Raw genomic sequence first — 24,508 nt, 5'->3', positions numbered from 1 at the left:
GGCCGGCCCGGGCTCAGTCGAGTGGCTTCGCCGGGGCTTCGGCGGCCATGGCGTCGGTGAGGACTTCGGCCGTGAGGCCGATCTGCCACTCGCGGGCGCCGTGGTCGCGCAGGAAGGCGCTGACCACCTCGAGCGTGGCGTCGGCCGGTGGCGCCCAGGCCAGCCGGCGGATCGTGTCCGGGGCCATCAGGTTCTCCGTCGGCAGGCGGTGCGCCTCGGCGATCTCGCCGACCGCCGCGCGGGCGGCCGCCAGCCGGGCGGCCGCGTCCGGGTCCCGGTCGGCCCACGCGCGGGCCGGCGGCGGGCCGTCGTACCTCGGGCCCTGCTTGGGCAGTTGCGACTCCGGTAGCCGGCGGGCGTGGTCGATGGCTTCCCACCAGGTCCGCATGTGCCGGTGCGCGCCGCGGCCCTTGAACGCGGTCAGCCGCTGCAGCGTGTCCCGGTCGGCCGGCATGGCCGACGCGGCCTCGACGATCGCGGCGTCCGGCAGGATCCGGCCGGGGGAGATGTCGGCGGCTTCGGCGATCTGGTCGCGGGCTTCCCACAGCGCCCGTACGACGGCCAGACTCCGGCGATTGCGGACCCGGTGCATCCCCGAGGTCCGTCGCCAGGGATCGGGCTTCGGCTCGCGCGGGGGAGCCGACAGGATCGCGGTGAACTCCTGCTCGGCCCAGTCCCACTTGCCCTCGCGGCGCAGCTCGGCCTCGATCGCGTCCCGCAGCTCGATCAGCATCTCCACGTCGAGCGCGGCGTAGATCAGCCACGGCCCGGGCAGCGGCCGCGTCGACCAGTCGGCCGCGGAGTGCTCCTTGCGCATCCGGTAGCCGAGCACCTCGCTCACGAGCGAGGCGAGCCCGACCTTCGGGTACCCGAGCAGACGGCCGGCCAGCTCGGTGTCGAACACCCTCCGCGGCACCATCCCGACCTCGGCCAGGCAGGCCAGGTCCTGGTTGGCGGCGTGGATGATCCACTCGGCGTCGACGATCGCGTCGCCGAGCGCGGACAGGTCGCCGAACGGGATCGGGTCGACCAGGGCCGAGCCGGCGCCCGCGCGGCGGAGCTGGACCAGGTACGCGCGGTGCGAGTACCGGTAACCGGACGCGCGCTCGGCGTCGACGGCGACCGGGCCGGTGCCGGACCGGAACGCCTCGACCACCTCGGTCAGCGCGGAGTCGGTGTCGACGACCTCGGAGAGGCCGTCACGGAGTTCGAGCAGTGGCAGGTGCGCGGTCGGGTCGTCCGGGACTGACGGCTGCTGGGTCTCGGCCGGGCTCATCGGCCCCGCTGTCCGCGCCGGGTCGGCATCGCCACCACCCCCGGCGGCACCGGCGGCAGGCCGGCCGCCGTGCAGAGCACCTCGCCCCACGCCTCCGCGTGCCGGGTCACGTCCACGCTGCCGCCCGCGCCCGGCACCGGGCTCCAGGACGCACGGATCTCGATCTCCGCCGTCGCCTCGTCGTCGGCCATCCCGCCGAAACTCTCCGACACCACCCTGGTGACGGTACCGCTCGGGGCCAGGAAATCGGCACCCCGGTCCGCGAGGGCCTCCATCAGCCAGGTCCAGCCCACGCCACCGAGCAGCGCGTCGGTCACCATCTCCGGCTCGACGGCCGCACGCACGTACGCGACACAGCGGAAGGTCGACTGCCAGGCGTCGTTCCCGTCCGGGTCGTAGAGGATGACCAGGCGGCCGGTGGCGACGTCGTCGCCGTCGACCGTCACGTCGGCGCTGACCGCCGCCGCATGCGGTGCGATCCGCTGCGGTGCGGGCATCTCCTCGACGAATACCTCGGGCCGGAACCGGGCACTGCGCAACTGCGACACTGCCTCGGCGAACTCCGCGGGTGGCGCGTCGACCTGCTTGCGGGCACCCATGCTGGCAGCCTACGACTGATTACTTACCGACGCTGGTCTCGACGCGCCGGTAACCGCCTGCGACGGTGCTTTCGGCCGGGCCTTCGGCGCCGGCGTGGTCTTGAGGCCTTGCTCCCGGCGACCTCCGTGCCGGCGTGGTGGAGGCAGCGTGGGATCATCGCCGTGTGCCCTTGACACCGCCTACTTCCTCACCCAGCGCGACCGACGGTTCTCCCTTTCTGCTCGCTGCCCGGGGTGAGCCGGGGCCGCACACGCCGGTGTGGTTCATGCGTCAGGCCGGTCGCTCGCTGCCGGAGTACCGGGCGATCCGCGCGGGCACCACGATGCTCGAGTCCTGCATGCGCCCCGACCTCGTTGTCGAGATAACGCTGCAGCCGGTACGCCGTTACGGCGTCGACGCGGCCATCTTCTTCTCCGACATCGTGTTGCCGCTGAAAGCGGTCGGCGTCGACATCGAGATCAAGCCCGGCGTCGGCCCGGTGGTCGCCGTACCGGTGCGCGACGCCGCCGGCCTGGACGCGGTCCGCCCGGTGACGCCGGCGGACGTGCCGTACATCACGGCCTCGGTGCAGCAGCTGGTCGCCGAGCTCGACGGCACCCCGCTGATCGGCTTCGCCGGGGCGCCGTTCACGGTGGCGTCGTACCTGGTCGAGGGCGGGCCGAGCAAGGACCACGCGAAGACCAAGGCGCTGATGCACGGCGACCCGAAGCTGTGGCACGCGCTGGCCGACCGGCTGGCCGACGTGGCGATCGCCTACCTGACCGTCCAGATCGAGGCGGGCGCGTCGGCGATCCAGTTGTTCGACTCGTGGGCGGGCGGGCTGTCGGCCCGCGACTACGCCGAGTTCGTCCAACCTCACTCGGCGAAGGTGTTCGACGCGTTGGCGTCGTACGGCGTCCCGCGGCTGCACTTCGGTGTGAACACCGGCGAGCTGCTCGGGCTGATGAGCGAGGCCGGCGCGGACGTCGTCGGCGTCGACTGGCGGGTCCCGCTGGACGAGGCGGTCCGGCGGATCACCGCGGCCGGATCGGGGCCGAAGCCGGTCCAGGGCAACCTGGACCCGGCGCTGCTGTTCGCCGGCTGGGACGCCCTGGCGCCGGAGATCGACCGCATCCTCGCCGAGGGCACGGCGGCCCCCGGCCACATCTTCAACCTCGGCCACGGTGTCCCGCCGGACGCCGACCCCGAGGTGCTGCACCGCGTCGTCCGGCACGTCCACGAGAAGTCGGCTCATGCACCGACTGCCTGACCACGACGTGACACTCGAACCCCTGACCGCGGCGCACGCCGACGCTGTCCTGGCCTTCGAGATCGAGAACCGGGCGTACTTCGCGGCATCGATCGTGGACCGCGGGGACGGCTACTTCGAGGAGTTCGCTGCCAGGCACGCGGCGCTGCTCGCCGAGCAGGAAGCGGGGATCTGCCGGTTCCATGTACTCGTCGACGACGCCGGAGCCGTGGTCGGCCGGGTGAACCTGGTCGACCTCGAGAACGGCACGGCGGAGCTCGGTTACCGGATCGCGGAGAAGGCTGCCGGCAAGGGGCTCGCTACGGCGGCGGTGCGGGCGCTCGCCCGGCTGGCCGCCTCCGAGTACGGGCTGACGACCCTGTGGGCGGGGACCTCGGCCACGAACGTCGCCTCGCAGACCGTGCTGACGCGGGCCGGTTTCCGCCGGGTCGGTGACGATCACCAAAGGTACGAGTTGAGATCGGCGGACTCGTGAGTTCGGTCGTCGTGGTCGGTGGCGGGATCAGCGGCCTGGCGGCCGCGTACGCGCTCGCGACCGGGCCGAATCCACCGCGGATCACCGTGCTGGAGGGCTCGTCGCGGCTCGGCGGGAAGCTCGCCGGGGACGTGCTCGAAGGTGTGCCGGTAGATCTCGGCGCCGAGTCGGTGCTGGCCCGGCGCCCCGAGGCGGTCGACCTGATCAAGGCGGTCGGGCTCGGGGACGACCTGGTGCACCCGGCGACCACCTCGGCCGGGCTGTGGATCGGTGACCGGATCCGGGCCATTCCGCCGACGGTGATGGGTGTTCCGGTCGAGCCGTCCGCGACGGCCGACGTACTCGGGCCCGAGGCGGCCGAGCAGGTGGCGCACGAGGCCGAGCTGCGGTCACCGGCGCTGACCGAGGACGTGGCGATCGGCCGGTTCGTTGCCGAGCGGATGGGCTCCGCGGTGACGGACAAGCTGGTCGATCCGCTGCTCGGCGGGGTGTACGCCGGCCGGGCCGAGGAGATCTCGCTCGCGGCCGCCGTACCCGAGCTGTTCGCGAAGCTGCGGACCGCGCCCAGCCTGCTCTCGGCGACCGCGGAGCTCCGGGAGGCCGGCCGGCAGCGCGCCGGGCAACCCGTGTTCGCCGGCATCGTCGGTGGAGTCAACCGGCTGGTCGAGGCGTTGGAGAAGGAACTGACCGCCCGCGGGGTGGATATCCGCCGGAAGGTCGCGGTCCGCAAGATCACTCGCGGCGCGGACGGCTTCACGCTCGAGGCCGGGCCGGTGCCGGAGCCGACGTACCTGACCGCGGACGCCGTGGTCGTCGCCGTCCCCGCGGCACCGGCGGCACGGATGCTGACCGAGCTGGTGCCTGCGGCGTCGGTGGAGCTGGCGACGATCGAGTACGCGAGCATGGCAATCGTGACGCTCGCCGTGCGCAAGCGGGACTGGCCGGAAGGCGCCACCGGCTCCGGTTTCCTGGTGCCATCGGTCGAGGGGCGGACGATCAAGGCATCGACGTACTCGCACGCGAAGTGGCAGTGGTCGAGTGACGCCGGGGGAGAGCTGGCTGTACTGCGAGCCTCAGTCGGACGGCTCGGCGAGGAGTACGTGCTCCAGCGGCCGGACGAGGAGCTGGTGGCGCTGGCGACGGCCGACCTGCGCCGTGCAGTCGGGCTACAGGCGCCTGTGGTGGGCTCCCTGGTGACCAGGTGGGGCGGAGGCCTTCCGCAGTACGCCGTGGGGCACCTGGGCCGCCTGGACCGCGTTGAGACCGCTGTCGCTGCGGAGCCCGGTTTGGCGGTGTGCGGGGCGGCGTACCGAGGTGTCGGCATCGCTGCGTGTGTCGCGTCGGGTGGAACGGCGGCAACCCGGGTGCAGGCCCACCTGGCGGCATTGGAGACAATGGCTCCGTGACAGAGAAGCCGAAGGCGCGTGAGCTGAACAATACGATCCGGTACACCATGTGGTCGGTCTTCAAGGTGGAGACGCCGCTGGGCGACGCGGACCGCGACGAGCTGACCGCCGAGCTGTCCGACCTGGTGGCCAAGCTCCAGGCCGACGACGTGGTGATCCGCGGGATCTACGACGTCGAGGGCTTCCGGGCGGACGCCGACTTCATGATCTGGTGGCACGCGCCGACGTCGGACGCGTTGCAGAAGGCGTACCACGCGCTGCGGCGGTCGCGGCTCGGGCGCCACCTCGCGCCGATCTGGTCGCAGCTCGCGCTGCACCGGCCGGCCGAGTTCAACAAGAGCCACATCCCGGCGTTCCTGGCCGACGAGGAACCGCGGGCGTATGTCTGCGTCTACCCGTTCGTGCGGTCGTACGAGTGGTACCTGCTGCCGGACGAGGAGCGCCGGTTCATGCTCGCCGAACACGGCAAGATGGCCCGCGGCTACCCCGACGTCCGGGCGAACACGGTGGCGTCGTTCGCACTGGGCGACTACGAGTGGATGCTGGCGTTCGAGGCGGACGAGCTGTACCGGATGGTCGACCTGATGCGCGACCTGCGGGCGTCCACCGCGCGCCGGCACGTGCGCGAGGAAGTGCCGTTCTACACCGGCAAGCGGACCGAGCTCGGCGAGCTGGTCGCGAACCTGGCCTGACGGTGCAGCGCAAAGCGTTCCCGGTGCTGTACGTCACCGACGTACGCCGGTCCGTCGACTTCTACAGCCTGCTCGGCTACGCACCGACGTACCAGTTCCCGCTGGAGGGCGACCCGCACTACGTCGGCCTGGAACGCGGCGACTCCTCACTCGGCATCGCCCACTCCAACTGGCCCGAGGCCCAGCTCGGCATCACTGTCGGTGCTGCTCCACGCTTCGAGCTGTTCGTGTACGTCGACGACGTCGAGGCCGACGTGGAAGCCTTCCGGGCCGCCGGCCACCCGGTCCTCCAGGAGCCGGCGACGATGCCGTGGGGCGAGCGCCAGGCGTACGTCTCCGACCCGGACCACAACCCCGTCGCCCTGGCCACTCCGGTCTGATGCCCGAGGAGCTCTCCGGCGGCCGCTTCGCCGCGCTTGTCCGGCACGGCGACGTGGTCGAACGGCATGCCGGTCGACGACGGGTGGCGGCACCAGGAGTACGCCGTACCGGTCGTGACGGACTGCATCGGCCACCACGACTTGGCTCCGTGGAACTTCGTGTTCACCGGCACCGAGGTCACCGGAATCATCGACTGGGACACGGCCGGTCCGTCGAACCGGGCCTGGGACCTGGCCTACGCGGCCCATCAGTTCGTTCCGTTCCACCCGACCGAGGACCTGCCACTGTGGGGCCGGCCGACACCACCCGACCGGGCCACCCGCCTGCGCCAGTTCTGCTCGGCGTACGGCGCGGGCGTGACACCGGCGGACCTGGTCGACCTGGCGGTCCTGCGCCTGCTCGCCGTCGCCGCCGAGATGTCGCAGCAGATCCGGGCCGGGAACCGGGCGTACGCCGTTCAGGCCGAGGAGGACCATCCGGCCGGGTACCGGAAAGCCGCCGCCTGGATCCTCGCGCGGCGCGCCTGCCTGCTGGACTGACGGGTCAGGTCCCCGGCTTCTGCAGGAGGTAGTCCTCGGCCCGCATCGACGTGGGTGGTTTGACGTCCATCGGCAGCAGCTCGCGCAGGTCGCGCTCGGTCAAGCTGTCCGGGTCGCGGGTGGAGAGGCGGGTCGCCTGGTTGGAGATGGCCTCCTCGAGCACGTTCCGGATGAACCGGCCGTTGCCGAAGTTGTGGCCCCGGGGAGCCGGCGGAATGATGTCGCGGACCACGTCCAGCACGGCGTCGGTGTAGAGCATGCCCTTCTGCCGGGCCTGCAGCTCGAAGATCGCGACCAGCTGGTCGGTGTCGTACTCGCTGAACGACAGCAGCTTCGGGAACCGCGACGCCAGACCGGTGTTGGACTCCATGAACCGCTGCATCTCGCGGTGGTAGCCGGCGACGATCACGATGCAGTCGTCGCGGTGGTCCTCCATCATCTTCAGCAGGGTGGCCACGGCTTCGAGACCGTAGTCGCCCGGGCTGTTCTCCGGCACCAGCGTGTACGCCTCGTCGACGAACAGCACGCCGCCGAGCGCCTCGCGGAACTTGGCAGCGGTCATCGGCGCCGTGGTGCCGACGGTCGACCCGACCAGGTCGGACCGGTCGACCTCGACCACGTGGCCCTTCTCGAGCACGCCGAGCTGCTTGTAGACCCGGCTCAGCAACCGGGCGATCGTGGTCTTGGCGGTCCCGGGCTTGCCGACGAACACCATGTGCCGGGCGCGCTCGTGACTCGGCAGGCCGAGCTCCTGGCGGCGCAGGTTGGTCTTGATCTCGGCCACCATCCGGCGGACGGCGTCCTTGACCGATTCCAGGCCGATCAGCGAGTCGAGCTCGGCGAGCGGGTTCTCGCTGTAGTCCACCGGTCCCTGGGCCGTCGGCCCAGGGTCGGAGTCCGCTTTCGCGGAGCCGGTGTCGCCCTGGACGGACCTCCAGGCGCCCGAAAGGCTCTGCTCCGACTGGGTCGACGCGGTCCGGGCGTCGAGGGCTTCCCGCTCACGGTCGAGGGCCCGGAAGAACGCGGTCAGATCGGGGACCTGCGGTTCGGGCCACGGCCGGTCGGCCAGGACGCCGGCCAGGTGGACCGAGACCCGGGTGGCCGCGGCGGCCCAGGAGCGCGCGAGGGCGCTCTGCCCGTGGCGTACTGCGCGGGCCAGCCGCTCGGCGTTGCCGGCCAGCCAGTTGTGCCGGTCGAAGCCGCCTCGGATGTCGGCGAGCGCTTTCTCGACGTCCTGGGTGGCAGGGCCAAGGATCTGGGCGACGGCCGGCGGGAGGCCGCCGAGCCCGGTGGTCAGGATCAGCCGGGACAGCAGCTGGGCGAAGTCGTCGGTGTCGTCGTCGGGCAGCGCCATCACGAGTCTGGCCTGGGCGTCCCGCAGCGAGTTGAGCGAGTAGCGCAGTACCGGCGTCGGTCCGGCCAGCTCCGGTACGGCGGTGGGTTCGTGGTCGGTGAGCGCCGTCGTCCGCCAGTACTGCGCAATCTCGTCGTACCCGGCGGACGTGTGCATCCGGGTGGTCTCGCGGTCGGCGAGGACCCGGTCGAACGCGCTGGTCAGCGCCTGAGCGCGCGCGGCCATCGGCGGCGCGTCCACGAACAGGCCGATCACGTCGCGGGAGAGCTGCAGTGCCTGCCGGCGGCCGTGTTCCCGGAAGCCCTGGGCACCGGCGACCATCTGCAGTGGCCAGTCGAGAGCCGCGACCCGGATCACGTGTCCGGCCCCGCCGATCCGGACCGACGGCCGGTGGAAGTCCCGGGTCAGCGCGGCCGAGATGTCGGCGTACTCGCCGTGCAGGATCGGGATCCAGCCGGTCAACAGCGGTGCGACCTGGTGGGTGAACCACACCGCCGCCGGCGTTCCCTTGACGAAGTCCGGAAACGCGTCCGACCGCAGAGGTCGCAGCGTCCCCGGGTCGTCGCCCCAGGCCCGCAGGCGGCCGCGGACCCCGGCCAGCCACTCCTCCGGCACGTCCCAGGGCTGTCCAGCCCCGAGAACGTCGAGCACACGCCGTTGACGGGTCTGGTCAGCCACATGAATCCTTTCCGCCCTGGAGCACCTGGCCTGGCTACGCGCGGGCTCACTCTAGTGCGTGAGCAGCCGACGCGGTGCCCAAGGCGGATCGGGCGTCAGGCGGGCTGGAGGGTGAGGCTGATGCTGTTGATGCAGTAGCGCAGGTCGGTGGGAGTCGGGTAGCCCTCGCCCTCGAAGACGTGGCCGAGGTGGGAGCCGCAATTGGCGCAGCGGACCTCGACGCGCTTCATGCCGAGGGTGATGTCCTCGATGTACTGCACCCGGTCCTCGGCCAGCGGGGCGAAGAACGACGGCCACCCACAGTGGGAGTCGAACTTCGACTCGCTGCGGAACAGTTCGGCGTCACACGCGCGGCACTTGTACACGCCGAGCGTCTTGGTGTCGGTGTACTCCCCGGTGAACGGCCGCTCGGTCCCGGCCTGGCGCAGTACTTGGAACTCGGCGGGGGAGAGCTGCGCCTTCCACTCCGCCTCCGACTTCTGGACGGCGTACTGCTTGATGTCATCTGTCACACCTCAAGTATCGGTGCCCGGGCAAGGAAAACCCCGCCCGGGCGCCGCACGTAAGGGTCCCGTGATCAGCGCACCCAGGACGGGAGCGGAGTCACCCGGGCGACCTGCGGATCGTGGTCGCTGATCTGGTCGGGGAACTCGGCGTTCAGGTGGACGATGTCGTACGACGACGCCGGCCGCAGGTTCTGCGAGATCAGGATCTGGTCGAGGATCTGGCTGTTGCCCTCGAACACGTAGCTGTAGCGCTCCGTCAGCGGCAGCGTCCGCGGCAGGTCGACCAGCGCCGTCTTCCCGGAGCCGATCAGGATGTCGGTCGTCTCGGAGAAGTCGAAGTCGTTGATGTCGCCGAGCACGATCACGTTCGCGCCCTTGTCCTCGGCCAGAATCTGGTCGACGAACCCGCGCACCGACTCGGCCTGCTGGTGCCGCTGGGGCGCGGTCACCTGCACCGGCGGCTGGGTCCGGCCCCACAGTGGGTCGTCGCCGCCCTTGGAGCTGAAGTGGTTGACCACCACGAACAGGCTTCTGCCGTGCCAGACGAACTCGCCGGCGAGCGGGACACGGGCGGCCTCCCAGGCCGGGTTGGCCGGGTCGACGCGGCCGGGCGACGAGCTCAGGTGCGGCCGGCCGAACCGGTCGGTGACGATCGTGGTCGCGACGGTCGAACCGCCACCGGCGCGGTCGACGAACTTCACCGGCTTGTCGGTCCGGAACAGGAACGCGACCCGGATGTTGCCGCCCGGTTGACCGCCCTCGGCGTTGTTCACCGGGTCGATCTGCCGCCAGGCGTACTTCGGTCCGCCGGCCCGCCGGATCGCGGCCACGAGCATGTCCAGAGTGACGTCGGCGGCTGTGGTGCCGGAGTTCGTCGCGCCGTCGTTGTCCTGCACCTCCTCAAGGCCGATGATGTCCGGCGACGCCAGGTTGCGGACGACCGCCTGGGCCAGCCCGTCGAACTTGGCGGCACCGTCGGTCGGGTCGAGGTTCTCCACGTTGAAGGTCGCGACCGACACCTGCAGCGGCGAGGACCGCCTGGTCACCTCGCGGGTGACGCCGCCGTCGACCACCGTCGGCGCCTGCGTCGGCAGGAACTTGAAGTTGCCGAACGAGTAGTCGAGCACGCCGGCCACGACACCCGCGAGCCGGTCGCCGGTCTTGGCGTCCGGGATCGGCGCGAGCAGGTCGTCGAGCAGCACCCGCTCGGGATTGGAGTCGGCCTTCTGCAGCACGATGCCGCCGCGGACGGTCCGCACACTCGAGCCCGCCGGTACGACGGACAGCTCACGGAACGAGTTGGTCGGGCCGGTGACCTGGGGCTGGTCGATCCCCAGCCACATGCCCTCCAGGGACTCCCAGAAGTCGATCCCGTCGGTGGCCGGCTGGAAGGTACCGGTGGTCTCGACGTCACCGTTCGAGTCGTCGTCGATCACGGTCGACGGTGGGACCCGGCCGCCCGGTCCGACGATCGCCGGGGCCGGTACGGCGGCCGTGCCGGTCACCGTGATCGTCGGGTTGACGATCTCGGTGGTGGTCAGGTTGTCGGTGCCGCCCGAGCCGCCGGGACGGAACTCGGCGACCGCGCCCTTCACCGTCACCGCGTCTCCGGCGTTCACCGTCGGCGCCGTCCCTGTGAACACGAACAGACCCTCGCTGGTGGCCGGGTCAGCGTCCGGCTGCGGGTCCTGGAACCAGAAGCCGTTGCCGCCCTTCGCGGTGACCACGCCGGTCACGTTCGCGACGATCTTGCCGGCCAGCGGCGACAGGTGCGCGGCGCCCTGGACGTCGTGGATCTTCGCGTCGACCGGGTCCGGGTCCGGCGGGGTCGAGGTCAGCGTCTTCGGCGACGGGGCGACCGCGGCGAACTCGGTGCTGTTGTCGTCCGCGTCGGTCGTCGGGACCTTGCGGGTGGCCGACGTGGTGTTCGACAGACCCGGCGCCGCGGCGGTCTCGAAGTCGTTGGCCGACCCGTACCCGACGAAGTCGATCACACCCGCCGCGGCCGAGCAGGCCGTCCCGCAGGCCAGCGGTGTCTGGTTGTTCACCAGAGCGACCTTGCCGTTCGTCGCGGACATCGGGATGCTGCCGGTGGCCTCGGCAGGTGGCAACGGCGTGGTGCCGCCGGCGCCGGCTGCCTCCTGGACCAGGTAGGCGGCGCCGGGGGCGATGCTGCCGCTGAGACGGGTGACCTGCCAGCTCGTGCCGGCGGCCGACGCGTACTGCACCGACCATCCGCTCAGGTCGACCGGGGTCGCGCTGTTGTTGGTCAGCTCGATGAAGTCGTGCGTGTACTGCGCGCCACTGTTGCCGCCACCGCCGTACACCTCGGTGATGACGACGGTGGACGACGCGGCGTCGGCCGATGGGGCGACGAGTGCGACCGCTGCGCCGGAGAAGACGAGACTCGAGGTGACCACAAGGGCGCCCAGGCGGCGCCGTGATCGGATCTGGGCAGACATGGCCGGATTCTCACACCCGCACCGGTCCCGGCCAAGGTCCAGCACGTGAACAGCAGGTACGCCCGCGAAAGGCACGGGTGATCATTCGCCGGGCAGCGCGAGCAGGCGGTAGACCTCGAGCGGTTCGGCCTTGCCCTTGAGCTCCAGCAGGCCGAGCGACTCGGTCACCGCCTCGGGCAGCAGCGCCTTGGTGGCCGGGCCGATGGCCACGCCGCCGCCAGGGGCCTTGCCTTCGATCCGGGAGGCGACGTTCACGGTGTCGCCGATGACGGTGTGGGTGCGGCCGCCCTCGGTGCCCAGCAGGCTGACCGAGGCGATCCCGCTGTTGATACCGACCCGGAAGCGCGGCCACTCCGGGTGCGCCAGCTGGACGGCCGCCGCCGCCTCCTGCAACGCGAGCCCGGCCGCGGCGGCCCGCTCGGCGTGGTCCGGCTGGTCGCCGCGCTTGTTGAAGGTGACCATCAGCGCGTCACCGATGATCCGGTCGACGTCACCGCCGTGACGCCGTACGACGGGTGGCACGACGACCTGGAAGTACGTGTTCAGCATCGCCGTGACCTCGGCCGGGTCGTGGCGCTCGGAGAACGTGGTGAACCCCTGCAGGTCGGCGAACAGCACACTCAGCTCCCGTCGCCCGGACACCGTGTCCTCGACGTAGAGGTCGGCGAACCGCTCCTCGTACCACTGGATGCGCACGCCGGCCACGACCAGGACGAACGCGGCCAGCATCAGCACGTGCCACTCCCACCACGACAGTGCCCAGTTCCGCGCGAACACCAGCGAGACCATCGCCTCGGCGAGCAGGACGAACGCGGCGATCATCGACAGCAGCATCAGCGACGGCCGTTGCCACCAGGTGCGCAGGTAGCGCCCGGCCGCGACCGCGTACAGCCCGATCGCGGGGATCGCGAGCCCGGTGAGGATGCCGTCGGCAACCTCGGGTACGGCGGTGCCGTGCAGCGGAGGCAATCGCAGGACCGATGCCGCCGCCCACAACGCCATCAGCATCAGCAGGGCCGCCCGCAGCAACCGTCCCCACCGGACCGCGGACACTGTCCGTTCGCCGGAGAAGTTCAGGCTCGACAGGACCGCGAACACCGACGCCAGCGCCACGCCCACTGGGGTCGCCAGCGTGAACCCGGCGTTCGGGGTGTCGAGCAGCACCTTCGGCGTCGCCAGCGCGTGCAACCCGAGGAACCCGGCCGCCGACAGGAACGCCAGCGACACCAGCAGCACCCGCGGGTCACCACGGCGCAGCGCCGCGGCACCCGTCACATACGCGAGTACGGCGCTCAGCACAGCGGTCAGCAGCACGAGCCAGAAGTGCGACGGGTGGTGCTCCCAGTGCACGTCCAACTCCGGTCGCTGCAAGAGCAGCAGCAGCCCCGCCAGCGGTATCAGCAGGACGACGGCCGTCAGGCCGATCATCGCCGGCGTGTAGACGAACCGCCGTTCAGCCATTGGCGGACGCCTTCAGATGGGTGTGGATCTGCGACACCACCACGGACCCCTCACCGACCGCCGACGCGACCCGTTTGACCGAGCCGCAGCGGACGTCGCCGATCGCGAACAAGCCGGGCAGGGTGGTCTCGTACGGCTGCGGCGGCCGCGACTCGTTCCACTGCGGATCGGCGGCTGCGTCGGACCCGCTCAGCACGAAGCCCCGGCCGTCCCGGCCGACCTTGTCCGGCAACCACTGGGTGCCGGGCACCGCACCGATCATCACGAACAGCCCGGCCGACGGCATCGACTCCTCGGCGCCGGTCCGCCGGTCCCGCACGGTCACGTGCTCGAGCCGCCCGTCGTCGCCGCCACCGACGACCTCGCTGTTGGCCCGCAACGCCACGTTGGGCGCCGCGTCGATGGCGTCGATCAGGTACTGCGACATGCTTGCGCTCAGGTCGTTGCCGCGGATCACCAACGTCACCTGGCGGCAATACCGGGCCAGGTGCAGGACCGCCTGGCCGGCCGAGTTGCCGCCACCGACCACACATGCGTCGAGGCCCTGCAGACCGTGGGCCTCGGAGACGCTGGCGCCGTAGTAGACGCCGTTCCCCATCAGGGACTCCAACTCCGGGACGTCCAGCCGGCGGTACGACACCCCGGTCGCCAGCACGACCGCCCGGGCCGTCACCTCGCCCACGTCACCGATGACCGCGCGGAAGTGCTCGTCCTCCTTCTCCAGCGAGACGATCGACCGCATCAGCACGAAGTGCGCTCCGAAGACCCAGGCCTGCTGGTACCCGCGCTGGGCCAGCTCGGACCCGCGGATCCCGCGCGAGAACCCCAGGTAGTTCCGGATCAGCGAACTCGTGCCCGCCTGCCCGCCGATGGACTCGCGCTCCACCACCAGTGTCCGCAACCCCTCCGAGGAGGCGTAGACGGCCGCGGCCAGACCGCCTGGTCCGGCGCCGATCACCAGTACGTCGAACGAGTCCGTGCCGTCGGCCAGTGACGTCGGCACACCCCAGGCCTCGGCGATCTCCGCGTCGGTCGGGTCGTGCAGGATGGTGCCGCCGATCGCCGGCATCCATACCAGCACGCCGTCACCGGGATCCGGCTCGCTGATGTACCTCAGGGCGGCGTCGGCCAACGGCGTCCCACTGGCCCGGAAGGCGCTCGGGATCCCGTTGCGGGCCAGCAGGCTGCGGATCGCCTGACCGCGGACCGAGTGGTCCGAGGCGATCACGACCACCTCGCGCAGGTTGGCGACCTCGTTCCGGGACCACTCCTGGATGAACTCCGCGACCGTCCGGTGGAACAGTTCGTCGCGTTCGATCCACGGCTTCAGCACGTAGTAGTTGATGTCGCCGACCGACATCGCGGTCAGGATCGCGGACGCGGTCGAACGGTCCGCCCACGCGCCCCACTCGACCAGCAGTGCCCGCCGTGCGTCCGGGTGCAGCGTCCTGGACCGGTCGAAGATCGCGGTCCGGTCGTCGTCGGGGAGCACGTGGTCGACCAGGACCACGGCCACCCGCTGCCCCAGCTCGTGTGCGAGTCGCAGACACTCCGACGCCGCGTCCGCGGTGAGTTCACCGCGAACGCGGAAATCGACGCCGAACGCCCGTCCGAGCTCTGTCTCACTCCGCTCCAGCCGCAGCGGATCCACGTCGACGACCAGTATCAGCGGCCGAGCCTTGCGCAGGCTCAACCTGTCCCCGGGTTCCCCTCCCATGCTTGTGACGGTAGGTCCGCGCGCAGCGATGAGCAATGGACAAAACGTTTGTTCGCCGGTCCTGTCCGCCCCAGTGGGACAGGACCGGCGAAGTCCGAACTCCGTTCAAACAATCAGTTGACGCTGACGGCCGACCACGCGGCGGCGACGACCGCGCGCTCGTTGCTGCCTGCGCCGTACAGGTCGGTGGCCGCGTTCAGCGTCGCGGTCCGGGCCTGTGCGTACGTCGTACCCGTCGTCATGTACGTGGTCAGTGCGCGGTACCAGATCTTGCCGACCTTGTCCCGGCCGATCCCGGTCACGGTGGAGCCGTTGCAGCTGGTGGAGTCGTGCGGCAGGCCGCCGAACTCCTTGGCGCCGGTGCCCTCCGCGGCCAGGTAGGCGAAGTGGTTCGCCACGCCGGAGGAGTAGTGCACGTCGAGGTTGCCGACACCGGAGTAGTAGCAGTCGACCGAGTTGCCGTCCTTGCTCGGCTTGTCCATGTAGCGCAGAGCCGGCCGGTCCTTCATGATCTCCTCGCCGATGTAGTAGTCGCCGGGGTCGGCGGCGTTGTTCGCGGAGAACTCGACGAAGGTGCCGAAGATGTCGCTCGTGGCCTCGTTCAGGCCGCCGGACTCACCCGAGTAGGTGAGGTTCGCGGTCGCCGTGGTGACGCCGTGGGACATCTCGTGCCCGGCCACGTCGATCGACACCAGCGGACCGGCCACGACGCCGTCGCCGTCGCCGTACGTCATCTGCTTGCCGTCCCAGAAGGCGTTCACGTAGTTGTTGCCGTAGTGCACCCGGCTCGGGACGCCCTTGCCGTCGTTGAAGATGCCGTTGCGGCCGTGCTGGGTCTTGAAGTAGTCCCAGGTCCTGGCGGCGCCGTAGTGCGCGTCGACGGCGGCGGTCTGCCGGTTGGTGTTCAGGCCGTTGCCCCAGTGGTTGTCGGCGTCGGTGAACCGGGTCGGCACCGGGCAGCCGAAGCCGAAGAGCTGGCACAGGACCGAGTCGGTCCTGTTGTTCGCGTCGGCCGTGTACCCGTTGCCGCGGGTCGGGTCGGTCAGCGTGAACCCGCCGGTGGCCGGCGTGCTCTCGATCGCCACGGTCCCGCTGTACAGGCTCTGGCCGTCGCCGGAAGCGGTGTGGATGTGCTGCTCGGAGACCAGCTTGGCACCGGTCAGCGCGTCGATCGTGGTGGTGACGTGGCTCGGCGTGCCGTCCGCCTGGGTCCCGGCCGAGGCGACCTGGTAGGCCAGTCGCGGCGCGCCCTTGCGGGCCTCGATCACGAGCGAGGGCCTGCCCTCGGCTTTCTGGCCGCGGCCCAGGGCCTTCGCGGTGGCGGTGGCAGCACTCAGCTTCGGCGTCCGGTTCACGTGGGCGGGGCGGCTCAGCGTCAGGCTGGCGCCCTTCCAGCTGCCGTCCTTGGCCTGGTGGACGACGACATCACCGCCGAGCACCTTGAGCCCGCCGTTGGTCCGGTCCATCCGGACATGGCTGGAGCCGTCGGCGTCGACGATCACGTCGCGGACGACGAACGCGTCGGTGCCGGTGGCCTTGAGGGCGGCGAGATGGTCGCCGACGGCAGCCTTGGCCCGGGCGACCGCCGCGGCGGGGGTGGGGACGGGGTCTGCCGTCGGCGCACCGGTGGCGGTGCCGGCGCTGGTCAGACCGAGGGCGGTGGTGGTCGCGACTGCGGTGGCAGCGGCGAACAGGGCGGATCTGTTCATCCTCGCGCTCCTTGTTCGGCGTCCCGGGAGCCTCACGCCCCGGGAACGAGGTGCAGGCACGTTACCGCTCGGTCACCTACCGTGGCCAGAGGTGGAGAAAAGTCGCTCTTCCGCCGCACGACGACCGGACTTGGTCGGTTCCGGGCGATACCGTCACGCCATGGCGAAGACCACAGCGGTGATGCTCCCCGTAGGTGACCGGGAAGTCCGCGTCTCCAGCCCGGAGCGGATCGTCTACGAAGCGACCGAGTGGGCCCCGGAGGTCACCAAACTCCAGGTCTGTGAGTACTTCGCCGGCGTCGGCGCCGCGTTCATGCACGCGTCCGGCGACCGTCCGGTCGCGCTGGAGCGCTGGCCCGGCGGCTGGCGCGAGGGGATGACGCTGTCCGTCGACGCGACCGGCCGGCAGACCGGCGACGGCTTCTACTCGAAGCGCCTGCCGAAGGGCGCACCGGACTGGCTCGAGACCTGCAGGGTGCTGACACCGAACGACCGCCCGATCGATGAACTGTGCCTGACCGAGATCGCGGCCGCGGTGTGGGCGGCCCAGATGGGCACCCTGACCTTCCACCCCTGGGCGGTGCGCAAGAGCGATCTCGACCATCCGGACGAGCTGCGGATCGACCTCGACCCGCAGCCGGGGGCGACCTTCGCCGACGCCCGGCGGGTCGCCGGCGTCGCCCGTGAGTTGCTCGAGGAGCTGGGGCTTCGGGGATATCCGAAAACCAGCGGCAACCGGGGGATCCACATCTACGTGCGGATCCGGCCGGAGTGGTCGTTCGACGAGACCCGGCACGCGGCGATCGGCCTCGGGCGGGAGCTGGAGCGCCGCGACGACGCCGTCACCACCGCGTGGTGGAAGGAGGAGCGCGGCGACGCGGCGGTCTTCCTCGACTACAACCAGAACCTGCGCGACCGCACCGTCGCCGGTGCGTGGTCGCTCCGACCGCGGCCCGGTGCCCCGGTCAGTACGCCGATGACGTGGCAGCGGCTGGCCGAGGTCGACGATCCGCGGGCGTTCAACCTGCACACCGTCCCGGAGTACCTCGCCGATGGTGACCCGTGGGCGGACATGGACGAGACGGCGTACGCACTCGACCCACTGCTGCGGCTGTGGGAGGAACTGCCGGGCGGGGAGCTGAACTTCCCGCCGGACTACCCGAAGATGCCGGGAGAGCCGCCGCGTGTGCAGCCGAGCAAGAAGGTCGCCGATCACTGGGACGACGAAGGCAACCGGATCACGCCGTAGGGCCGACCGGCCGACGTCGCCTAGTACCCGCGCAGGGCGCCGCCGTCGATGGGGAGGATGGCGCCGGTGATGTAGGAGGCGGCCGGGGAGAGCACGAAGGCGGCGACCCGGCCGAACTCGTCGGGGGTGCCGTAGCGGCGCAGCGGGATGGTCTTCTCGGACGCGCGCCGGGCGGCCTCCGGGTCGCCGCCCTTGGCGTCGAGCTCCTTCAGCCGGTCGGTTGCGATCCGGCCCGGCATCAGGCCGTTGACCCGGATCCCGTTCGGGCCGAGCTCGTCGGCGAGCGTCTTCGCGACCATCGCCAGGCCGGGGCGCAGCCCGTTCGAGATCGCCAGCCCGGGGATCGGCGACTTCACCGACGACGACAGCACGAACGCGATCGACGTACCGTCCGAACCGGCGCGGGCGACCGACCGGGCGATCCGCAGGCCGCCGAGGAACACGCTGTCGAAGGCGTTGCGCCAGTCCTTCTCGTCGGTGTCGAGCGCCGTCCCGGGCCGCGGGCCGCCGACGCTGATCAGCGCGCCGTGCAGCGCCCCCCACTTCGCGATCGCGGTCGCCGCCAGCCGCTCCGCGCTCTCCGGGTCGGCGTTGTCGACCGGGATGCCGACGACGTTCTCACCGAGCTCGGCCGCCGCGCGGCCGATCGACTCCTCGCTCCGGCTGGAGATGACGAGCCGGGCGCCTTCCGCGGCGAGGGCCTTCGCGGTGGCGAAGCCGAGTCCGGCGCTGGCGCCGGTGACGATATAGGTGCGATCGCGCAGTCCGAGGTCCACGGGCTCCATCCTGCCTCACCGCCACCGATCACGCACGCCGAGGCCAGTTGGTGCCTATGGCAAGCTCTGGTGCGCTAGTAGGCCGACCGGCGCAGCGGCGACTCGTGGCTGTCCAGGTGCCCGGCGGTGTTCACCAGGCCGAGGTGCGAGAACGCCTGCGGGAAGTTGCCCAGCATTCGGCCGCTCACCGGGTCGTACTCCTCCGCGAGCAGGCCAACGTCATTGCGCAGGGCAACGAGTCGGTCGTACAGCGCGCGGGCCTCGCCGACCCGGCCGATCAACGCCAGCGAGTCGGCCAGCCAGAACGAGCAGACCAGGAACGCGCCCTCGCCGCCGGACAGGCCGTCGTCGGTGTGGTCGGTGATGTACCGGTGGACGAACCCGCCGTCCGCGAGCTCCCGCTGCACGGTCTCGACGGTGCTGACCACCCGCGGGTCGTCTGGCGGGAGGAAGCCGACCTGGGGGATGAGCAGCACCGAGGCGTCCAGCGCCTTGCTGCCGTAGGCCTGGGTGAACGTGCCGCGGTCGGTGTCGAACGCCTGTTCACAGACGTCCCGATGGATCTCCTCGGCGGTCGCGCGCCACTGCTTCGCCGGCCCGCTCAGGCCGAACCGTTCGACCGCCCGCGCGGCCCGGTCGAACGCGACCCAGGCCATCACCTTCGAATGGGTGAAGTGCTGCCGGCCGCCGCGGACCTCCCAGATCCCTTCGTCCGGCTGGTGCCAGAGCCCGGACAGGTGCCGCATCAGTCCGCGCTGCATCGCCCAGGCGTCGTCGCTCGGTCCGATGTGCGTCTCCCGGGCGAGGGCCAGCACGTCCATCACCTCGCCGAACACGTCGATCTGCAACTGCTCGGCGGCCGCGTTGCCGATCCGGACCGGTCGCGAGCCGCCGAATCCGGGCAGCCAGCCGGCCTCGAACTCCGTCAGCCGGCGTTGACCGGTGACGCCGTACATGATCTGTACGTCGGCCGGCGAGCCCGCGATCGCCCGGAGCAGCCAGTCCCGCCAGGCCTGGGCCTCCTCGGTGAACCCCGATCGCAGCAGCGCGGTCAGCGTCATCGTCGCGTCCCGCAACCAGCAGAACCGGTAGTCCCAGTTGCGCTCGCCTCCGAGCGCCTCCGGCAACGAGGTGGTCGGCGCCGCGACCAGTCCGCCCGTCGGCGAGTACGTCAGCGCCTTCAGCGTGAGCAGCGACCGGGTGACCTCGTGCTCGAAGCCGTCCGGGTCGGTGCCGCGGGCGATCCACTCGGTCCAGTACGTCACGGTCGGGTCGAGCGCTCCGACGGCGTCGGTCGAGGGCGGCGCCGGCTCGTGCGACGGGTGCCAGGTGAGCACGAACCAGGCCCCGTCACCCGCCGAGACCTCGAAGTCCGCGTACGTCGCGAGGTCGCGACCGTACTGGTGTACGTCGGACCGCAGTGAGACCGCGTCCGGACCGGCGACCGCGACCACCTGACCGTCGTACCGGCGTACCCAAGGGACGACGTGCCCGTAGTCGAACCGCAGTCGCAGCTCGGACCGCATCGCCACCCGCCCGCTCAGGCCTCGCACGATCCGGACGACGTCCGGCGCCTTGTCGCGCGGCGGCATGAAGTCGATCACCTTGACCGCCCCGGTCGACGTGGACCACTCGGTCTCCAGGACGAGCGTGTCGCCGCGGTAGTGCCGGCTGTTCCGGGCGTCCGCCGCGCGCGGCGCGAGTGTCCAGTGACCGTTGTCGTCGGTCCCGAGCAGGGCGGCGAAGCAGGCCGGCGAGTCGAACCGGGGCAGGCACAGCCAGTCGATCGAACCGGTCGTCGACACCAGCGCCGCGGTCTGGGTGTCGCCGATCAGCGCGTAGTCCTCAATCCGCCGCGCCGGCACGGACCTCGGGTCGTTCCGGTCCGGTCGCGTCGTCGTCGGGGGAGGAGGAGTCACCACGTGTGTCCTGTCGGGAGAAGTAGACCAGTCCGCCGAGCGCGAGCAGGGCGAAGAAGAACCATTGCAGGCCGTAGAAGAAGTGTGGGCCGTCGTCGACCTCGGGCCCGGGGAACGTGCCGAACGCCGGGTCGTTCGCGGGCTGCTGCTGGTCGATCGTCAGGTAGCCGTCGTACAGGTCGAGCTTCAGCACCCGGGCGTAGTCCGGTCCGTTGATCAGCCGCGCCGTCCCGTTGTCCGGCGTACCACCGTTGGTGCTGCCGCCGCGCTCACTGCGCCGCAGCCGGCCGGTGATGGTCACGTCGCCGGCGGGTACGGCGGGGACGTGGCCGGGGGCGAGCTCGGCGCCCTGGCGGGCCAGGAACCCGCGGTCGACCAGGACCGCCTTGCCGTCCGGGAGTATCAGTGGGGTGACGATCTCGAAGCCCGGCCGGTCCTTCACGTTCCGGTATCGCAGGACGATCTGCTTCGAGGCGTCGTACCGGCCGGTGACGACCGCGGTCCGCCACGCGTGCCGGTCGCCGACGACCCCGTCCGGACCGACGATCTGGTCGATCGGCGCCGGCGGAGCGGCCAGGTTGGCGCGGGTGACGTCGTTGCGGACCTTGCGTTCGTCGAGACGGTGGAACTGCCAGCGACCGAGCTGGACACACACGCCCGCGAGCAGCAGAACCGCCAGTGCGGCAGCGAGCCAGCGGACATTCATCAGACGACGCACATCTCGAACTTAAGCCATCCCCTGAAACCGTCGGCGCGCGGCACGTAGGCTGGGGGCGTGACGGCTACCGATGAGGTGACTCAGGTGGGGCTGGCGGACCGGTTCGGCCGGGTCGCCACCGATCTGCGCGTGTCCCTCACCGACCGCTGCAACCTGCGCTGCACGTACTGCATGCCCGAGGAAGGCCTGGACTGGCTGGCCAAACCGGAGCTGCTGACCGATGACGAGATCGTCCGGCTCGTCTCCGTTGCCGTCCGGTTACTCGGCGTGCACGAGATCCGGTTCACCGGCGGTGAGCCGCTGCTCCGACGTGGGCTGGTCGGCATCGTCGGGCGGACGACCGAGCTGGAGCCGCGTCCGCAGGTGTCGCTGACGACCAATGGGATCGGCCTGGCCCGGCAGGCCCAGGCCCTCAAGGACGCCGGTCTGGACCGGGTGAATGTGAGCCTCGACACCATCCGGCCGGACACGTTCCAGCAGCTGACCCGGCGCGACCGGCTCCAGGACGTGCTGGCCGGTCTCGAGGCCGCACAGGCCGTGGGGCTGACGCCGGTCAAGGTCAACGCCGTCCTGATGCGCGGTGTGAACGACGACCAGGCGCCGGAGCTGCTCGAGTTCTGCCTGGAGCACGACTACGAACTGCGGTTCATCGAGCAGATGCCGCTGGACGCGCAGCACGGCTGGAACCGCGCGACCATGGTGACCGCGGACGAGATCCTCGACCAGCTCGCGGAACCGTTCGGCCTGGAGCCGACCGACGTCGCGACCCGGGGGAGTGCGCCGGCCGAGTCCTTCACGGTGCGCGGCGGGCCGCGGACCGTGGGCATCATCGCGTCCGTCACCCGCCCGTTCTGTGGCGACTGCGACCGGGTCCGGCTGACCGCCGACGGCCAGGTGCGCGACTGCCTGTTCGCCCGCACCGAGTCGGACCTGCGAACGGCGTTGCGTGCGGGCGCCGGTGACGAGGAGCTGGCGGACCGCTGGCGGCGGGCGATGCGCGGCAAACTCCCGGGGCACGGGATCAACGATCCGAGCTTCCTGCAGCCGACCCGTCCGATGTCCGCGATCGGCGGTTGAGCGCCGTACCAAACCGGCCCAATCCGGAAATGCACTTTTTCGGTGCGCTGCCTTTACCCGGAGAAAGGCTCGACCTCGCGCAGGAATGACCGGCGGTCGAGGAAGTCGGACAAGCTGTCCTTGTGCTCGTCGCACGCCAACCAGGTCTTGCGCCGGTCCGGCGTGTGGATCTTCGGGTTGTTCCAGAGCAGTGCCCACCGCGCCGGTGCGCCGCATCCCTTGGCAGAGCAGACGGACGAGGGTGCATCGGCAAGCATCTGTGGCCTATTCCTGATTACTCAACAATCAAAAGGATGGGGAAATGAAGCGACGTCGGACAGCCACGGGGGGAGCCGTCCGACGCCGCATCAAGACTCTGAATTTCACTCGTGGACTTCAGAGCACGCGGGAGATTCTGACACGGATGCTGCCGAAGTTTCCAGTCCCGGCGTAGATCACTTTTCGGTGTCGTTCTCGCGGTCGGGATTCGGGGGTGTGACGACCACGTGACGGGTCCCGATCGCGGGCCGTTCGGGGGGCACGAACGGGTCGGCGCCGGACACCTTCGTGGTCCGGTGCGCGTTCGCCAGCACGACCGCGAAGTACGGCAGGAAGACCGCTGCGACGACGAACATCCACCGCCACGGCGACGGCGTGACGACGGCGAGCACGAAGCAGACGATCCGGACCGACATCATCCAGGCGTACCGCACGATCCGGCTGTCCAGATCCTCGGACCGGCCCGGCTGTGCAGTCGTCACCGAAATGACGGGTTCAGCAGTCCGCTCACGGCGTCTCGACATCTATCCTCCTCACCATCACCAACGGTACGCCGTGCCGTCGGCACAGGCGCAGCCAGGCTGGAGAGGGCTGCACAATGCGTGGAAGGACTGGCTCATGACCGATCGCACCTACCGGGTCACCGAGATCGTCGGCACGTCCAAGGAGGGCGTGAAAGAGGCCATCACCAACGGCATCACCCGGGCCGGCGAGACCCTGCGGCACCTCGACTGGTTCGAGGTCACCGAGATCCGCGGCCACATCGTCGACAACCGGATCGACCACTACCAGGTGGGCATGAAGGTCGGCTTCCGCCTCGAAGACTCCTGACCCGGGGTGCCGGACCACCCGCCATCCGGGGATCTGGACGGCGGGCGATAGCGTTCGTCCGACCGACGACGTGAGGAGGGCTTGTGAGCAGGTCTGTGCTGGTGACTGGCGGCAGCCGGGGGATCGGGCTGGCGATCGCGACCGCGTTCCGGGAGGCCGGCGACCAGGTCGCGGTCACCTACAACACTAGCGAGCCGCCGCCGGGCTTCCTCGGGGTCAGGTGCGACATCACCGACCAGGCGCAGGTCGACGCTGCGTTCGAGACGATCCAGGACCAGCAGGGTCCGGTCGAGGTGCTGGTGGCCAACGCCGGCATCACCCGGGACACGCTGCTCCTCCGGATGTCCGACGAGGACTGGGACGCCGTTGTGGACACCAACCTGACCGGCTCGTTCCGGGTCGCCCGCCGGGCGGCGAAGGGCATGCTGCGGCTGCGCAAGGGCCGGATCGTGTTCATCTCCTCGGTCGTCGGCCTGCTCGGCTCGCCCGGCCAGGTGAACTACGCGGCCAGCAAGTCCGGCCTGATCGGGATGTCCCGGTCCATCGCCCGCGAGCTCGGCAGCCGCGGTATCACCGCGAACGTGGTCGCGCCCGGCTTCGTCGAGACGGACATGACCGCGGTGCTGCCGGAGGAGACCCAGAAGCAGTACCTGAGCCAGATCCCGCTCGGCCGGTTCGGGCTGACCGAGGAGGTCGCCCACGCGGTCCGCTGGCTCGCCTCCGAGGAGGCCGGCTACATCACCGGCGCGGTGATCCCGGTCGACGGCGGCATCGGCATGGGCAACTGACCCACTTCCAGCTCTGTCTGATTTCGAAGGGAACATGCCGGTGGGCATCCTCGACGGTAAACGCATCCTGGTCGCGGGCGTCACGCTCGACTCGTCGATCGGCTTCGCGACCGCCAAAGTCGCGCAGGAGCAAGGCGCCACCGTGCTCATCTCCAACTTCGGCCGTGCGCTGAGCATCACGAAGCGGATCGCCAAGCGGCTGCCGCAGGAGCCGCCGGTGCTCGAGCTGGACGTGACGAACGCCGAGCACCTGGCCGCACTACCGGACGCCGTCCGCGAGCACGTCGACGGCCTGGACGGCGTCGTGCACTCGATCGCCTACGGCAACCCGGAGACCATTCTCGGCGGGAAGTTCCTGGACGGTCCGTGGGAGGACGTCTCCCAGGC

The 24,508-nt window shown here is 70.7% G+C and carries 24 protein-coding genes; 11 read left to right on the top strand and 13 right to left on the bottom strand.

From position 1 onward, the window contains the following. Nucleotides 1-13: 13 nt before the first annotated feature. Complete coding sequence (locus E1218_RS20125; RefSeq protein ID WP_132322393.1) at nt 14-1,276, bottom strand: ribonuclease D; 1,263 nt, start codon at nt 1,274-1,276, stop codon at nt 14-16. Next, nucleotides 1,273-1,875 carry a DUF3000 domain-containing protein gene (locus E1218_RS20120; RefSeq protein WP_132322391.1) on the bottom strand — a complete coding sequence of 201 codons (603 nt, stop codon included), beginning with the start codon at nt 1,873-1,875 and terminating at the stop codon, nt 1,273-1,275. Before E1218_RS20120 ends, E1218_RS20125 begins: the two co-directional genes overlap by 4 nt. 164 nt (nt 1,876-2,039) lie before the next feature. Here E1218_RS20120 and hemE point away from each other — a divergent pair, with 164 nt between their 5' ends. From hemE to E1218_RS20090, 6 genes are all read left to right on the top strand, one after another. After that, complete coding sequence (gene hemE / locus E1218_RS20115; RefSeq protein WP_132322389.1) at nt 2,040-3,125, top strand: uroporphyrinogen decarboxylase; 1,086 nt, start codon at nt 2,040-2,042, stop codon at nt 3,123-3,125. Further along, on the top strand, nt 3,109-3,600 hold the full coding sequence (locus tag E1218_RS20110) for a GNAT family N-acetyltransferase (RefSeq protein ID WP_132322387.1): 492 nt from the start codon (nt 3,109-3,111) through the stop codon (nt 3,598-3,600). Before hemE ends, E1218_RS20110 begins: the two co-directional genes overlap by 17 nt. Next, nucleotides 3,597-5,006, top strand: a complete 1,410-nt coding sequence (hemG, locus tag E1218_RS20105; RefSeq protein ID WP_132322385.1) for a protoporphyrinogen oxidase — start codon at nt 3,597-3,599, stop codon at nt 5,004-5,006. Before E1218_RS20110 ends, hemG begins: the two co-directional genes overlap by 4 nt. Then, complete coding sequence (gene hemQ / locus E1218_RS20100; RefSeq protein ID WP_132322383.1) at nt 5,003-5,698, top strand: hydrogen peroxide-dependent heme synthase; 696 nt, start codon at nt 5,003-5,005, stop codon at nt 5,696-5,698. Before hemG ends, hemQ begins: the two co-directional genes overlap by 4 nt. Nucleotides 5,699-5,700: 2 nt before the next feature. Continuing rightward, on the top strand, nt 5,701-6,078 hold the full coding sequence (locus E1218_RS20095) for a VOC family protein (RefSeq protein WP_132322381.1): 378 nt from the start codon (nt 5,701-5,703) through the stop codon (nt 6,076-6,078). 66 nt (nt 6,079-6,144) lie between these two features. Further along, complete coding sequence (locus tag E1218_RS20090; protein WP_132322379.1) at nt 6,145-6,618, top strand: phosphotransferase; 474 nt, start codon at nt 6,145-6,147, stop codon at nt 6,616-6,618. A 4-nt stretch (nt 6,619-6,622) separates the two neighbouring features. On the opposite strand, the gene E1218_RS20085 is transcribed toward E1218_RS20090, so the two are convergent. From E1218_RS20085 to E1218_RS20060, 6 genes are all read right to left on the bottom strand, one after another. After that, on the bottom strand, nt 6,623-8,650 hold the full coding sequence (locus tag E1218_RS20085) for an AAA family ATPase (protein ID WP_233712341.1): 2,028 nt from the start codon (nt 8,648-8,650) through the stop codon (nt 6,623-6,625). 95 nt (nt 8,651-8,745) lie between these two features. Beyond that, complete coding sequence (gene msrB, locus E1218_RS20080) at nt 8,746-9,162, bottom strand: peptide-methionine (R)-S-oxide reductase MsrB (protein ID WP_132322377.1); 417 nt, start codon at nt 9,160-9,162, stop codon at nt 8,746-8,748. Nucleotides 9,163-9,227: 65 nt separating this feature from the next. After that, a complete protein-coding gene (locus E1218_RS20075) occupies nt 9,228-11,618 on the bottom strand; it encodes a lamin tail domain-containing protein (RefSeq protein ID WP_132322375.1) in 2,391 nt (796 codons plus the stop codon). A gap of 81 nt (nt 11,619-11,699) precedes the next feature. After that, on the bottom strand, nt 11,700-13,079 hold the full coding sequence (locus E1218_RS20070; RefSeq protein WP_132322373.1) for an adenylate/guanylate cyclase domain-containing protein: 1,380 nt from the start codon (nt 13,077-13,079) through the stop codon (nt 11,700-11,702). After that, entirely contained in the window at nt 13,072-14,796 is a 1,725-nt protein-coding gene (locus E1218_RS20065) for an FAD-dependent oxidoreductase (protein ID WP_132322371.1), read from the bottom strand. The genes E1218_RS20070 and E1218_RS20065 overlap by 8 nt, the downstream gene beginning before the upstream one ends. A 113-nt stretch (nt 14,797-14,909) precedes the next feature. Then, a complete protein-coding gene (locus tag E1218_RS20060; protein WP_132322369.1) occupies nt 14,910-16,505 on the bottom strand; it encodes a M4 family metallopeptidase in 1,596 nt (531 codons plus the stop codon). A gap of 160 nt (nt 16,506-16,665) precedes the next feature. Here E1218_RS20060 and E1218_RS20055 point away from each other — a divergent pair, with 160 nt between their 5' ends. Further along, entirely contained in the window at nt 16,666-17,754 is a 1,089-nt protein-coding gene (locus E1218_RS20055; RefSeq protein WP_132322367.1) for a DNA polymerase domain-containing protein, read from the top strand. Nucleotides 17,755-17,774: 20 nt separating this feature from the next. On the opposite strand, the gene E1218_RS20050 is transcribed toward E1218_RS20055, so the two are convergent. From E1218_RS20050 to E1218_RS20040, 3 genes are all read right to left on the bottom strand, one after another. After that, complete coding sequence (locus E1218_RS20050; RefSeq protein WP_233712340.1) at nt 17,775-18,539, bottom strand: SDR family oxidoreductase; 765 nt, start codon at nt 18,537-18,539, stop codon at nt 17,775-17,777. A gap of 65 nt (nt 18,540-18,604) precedes the next feature. Further along, a complete protein-coding gene (locus tag E1218_RS20045) occupies nt 18,605-20,449 on the bottom strand; it encodes a glycoside hydrolase family 15 protein (protein WP_233712339.1) in 1,845 nt (614 codons plus the stop codon). Continuing rightward, entirely contained in the window at nt 20,376-21,167 is a 792-nt protein-coding gene (locus tag E1218_RS20040) for an SURF1 family cytochrome oxidase biogenesis protein (protein ID WP_233712338.1), read from the bottom strand. Before E1218_RS20040 ends, E1218_RS20045 begins: the two co-directional genes overlap by 74 nt. Before the next feature lie 57 nt (nt 21,168-21,224). Here E1218_RS20040 and moaA point away from each other — a divergent pair, with 57 nt between their 5' ends. Beyond that, a complete protein-coding gene (gene moaA, locus E1218_RS20035) occupies nt 21,225-22,244 on the top strand; it encodes a GTP 3',8-cyclase MoaA (RefSeq protein ID WP_233712337.1) in 1,020 nt (339 codons plus the stop codon). Nucleotides 22,245-22,297: 53 nt separating this feature from the next. On the opposite strand, the gene E1218_RS20030 is transcribed toward moaA, so the two are convergent. Continuing rightward, nucleotides 22,298-22,501 carry a hypothetical protein gene (locus tag E1218_RS20030; RefSeq protein WP_132322363.1) on the bottom strand — a complete coding sequence of 68 codons (204 nt, stop codon included), beginning with the start codon at nt 22,499-22,501 and terminating at the stop codon, nt 22,298-22,300. 177 nt (nt 22,502-22,678) lie between these two features. Then, on the bottom strand, nt 22,679-23,026 hold the full coding sequence (locus E1218_RS20025) for a DUF3099 domain-containing protein (RefSeq protein WP_132322361.1): 348 nt from the start codon (nt 23,024-23,026) through the stop codon (nt 22,679-22,681). Nucleotides 23,027-23,120: 94 nt separating this feature from the next. On the opposite strand from E1218_RS20025, the gene E1218_RS20020 reads away from it, so the two are divergent. From E1218_RS20020 to E1218_RS20010, 3 genes are all read left to right on the top strand, one after another. Further along, entirely contained in the window at nt 23,121-23,333 is a 213-nt protein-coding gene (locus E1218_RS20020) for a dodecin (RefSeq protein WP_132322359.1), read from the top strand. Between the two features lie 83 nt (nt 23,334-23,416). After that, the gene (gene fabG / locus E1218_RS20015) at nt 23,417-24,121 is read left to right on the top strand and encodes a 3-oxoacyl-[acyl-carrier-protein] reductase (RefSeq protein WP_132322357.1); all 705 of its coding nucleotides are present in this window, start codon (nt 23,417-23,419) and stop codon (nt 24,119-24,121) included. 34 nt (nt 24,122-24,155) lie between these two features. Beyond that, nucleotides 24,156-24,508 (top strand): SDR family oxidoreductase (locus E1218_RS20010; RefSeq protein ID WP_132322355.1); only part of this gene is annotated, 353 nt, incomplete at its 3' end.

The organism is Kribbella turkmenica, assembly GCF_004348725.1.
Classification (GTDB): domain Bacteria; phylum Actinomycetota; class Actinomycetes; order Propionibacteriales; family Kribbellaceae; genus Kribbella; species Kribbella turkmenica.
This window is presented reverse-complemented; position numbering and strand designations above follow the sequence as displayed.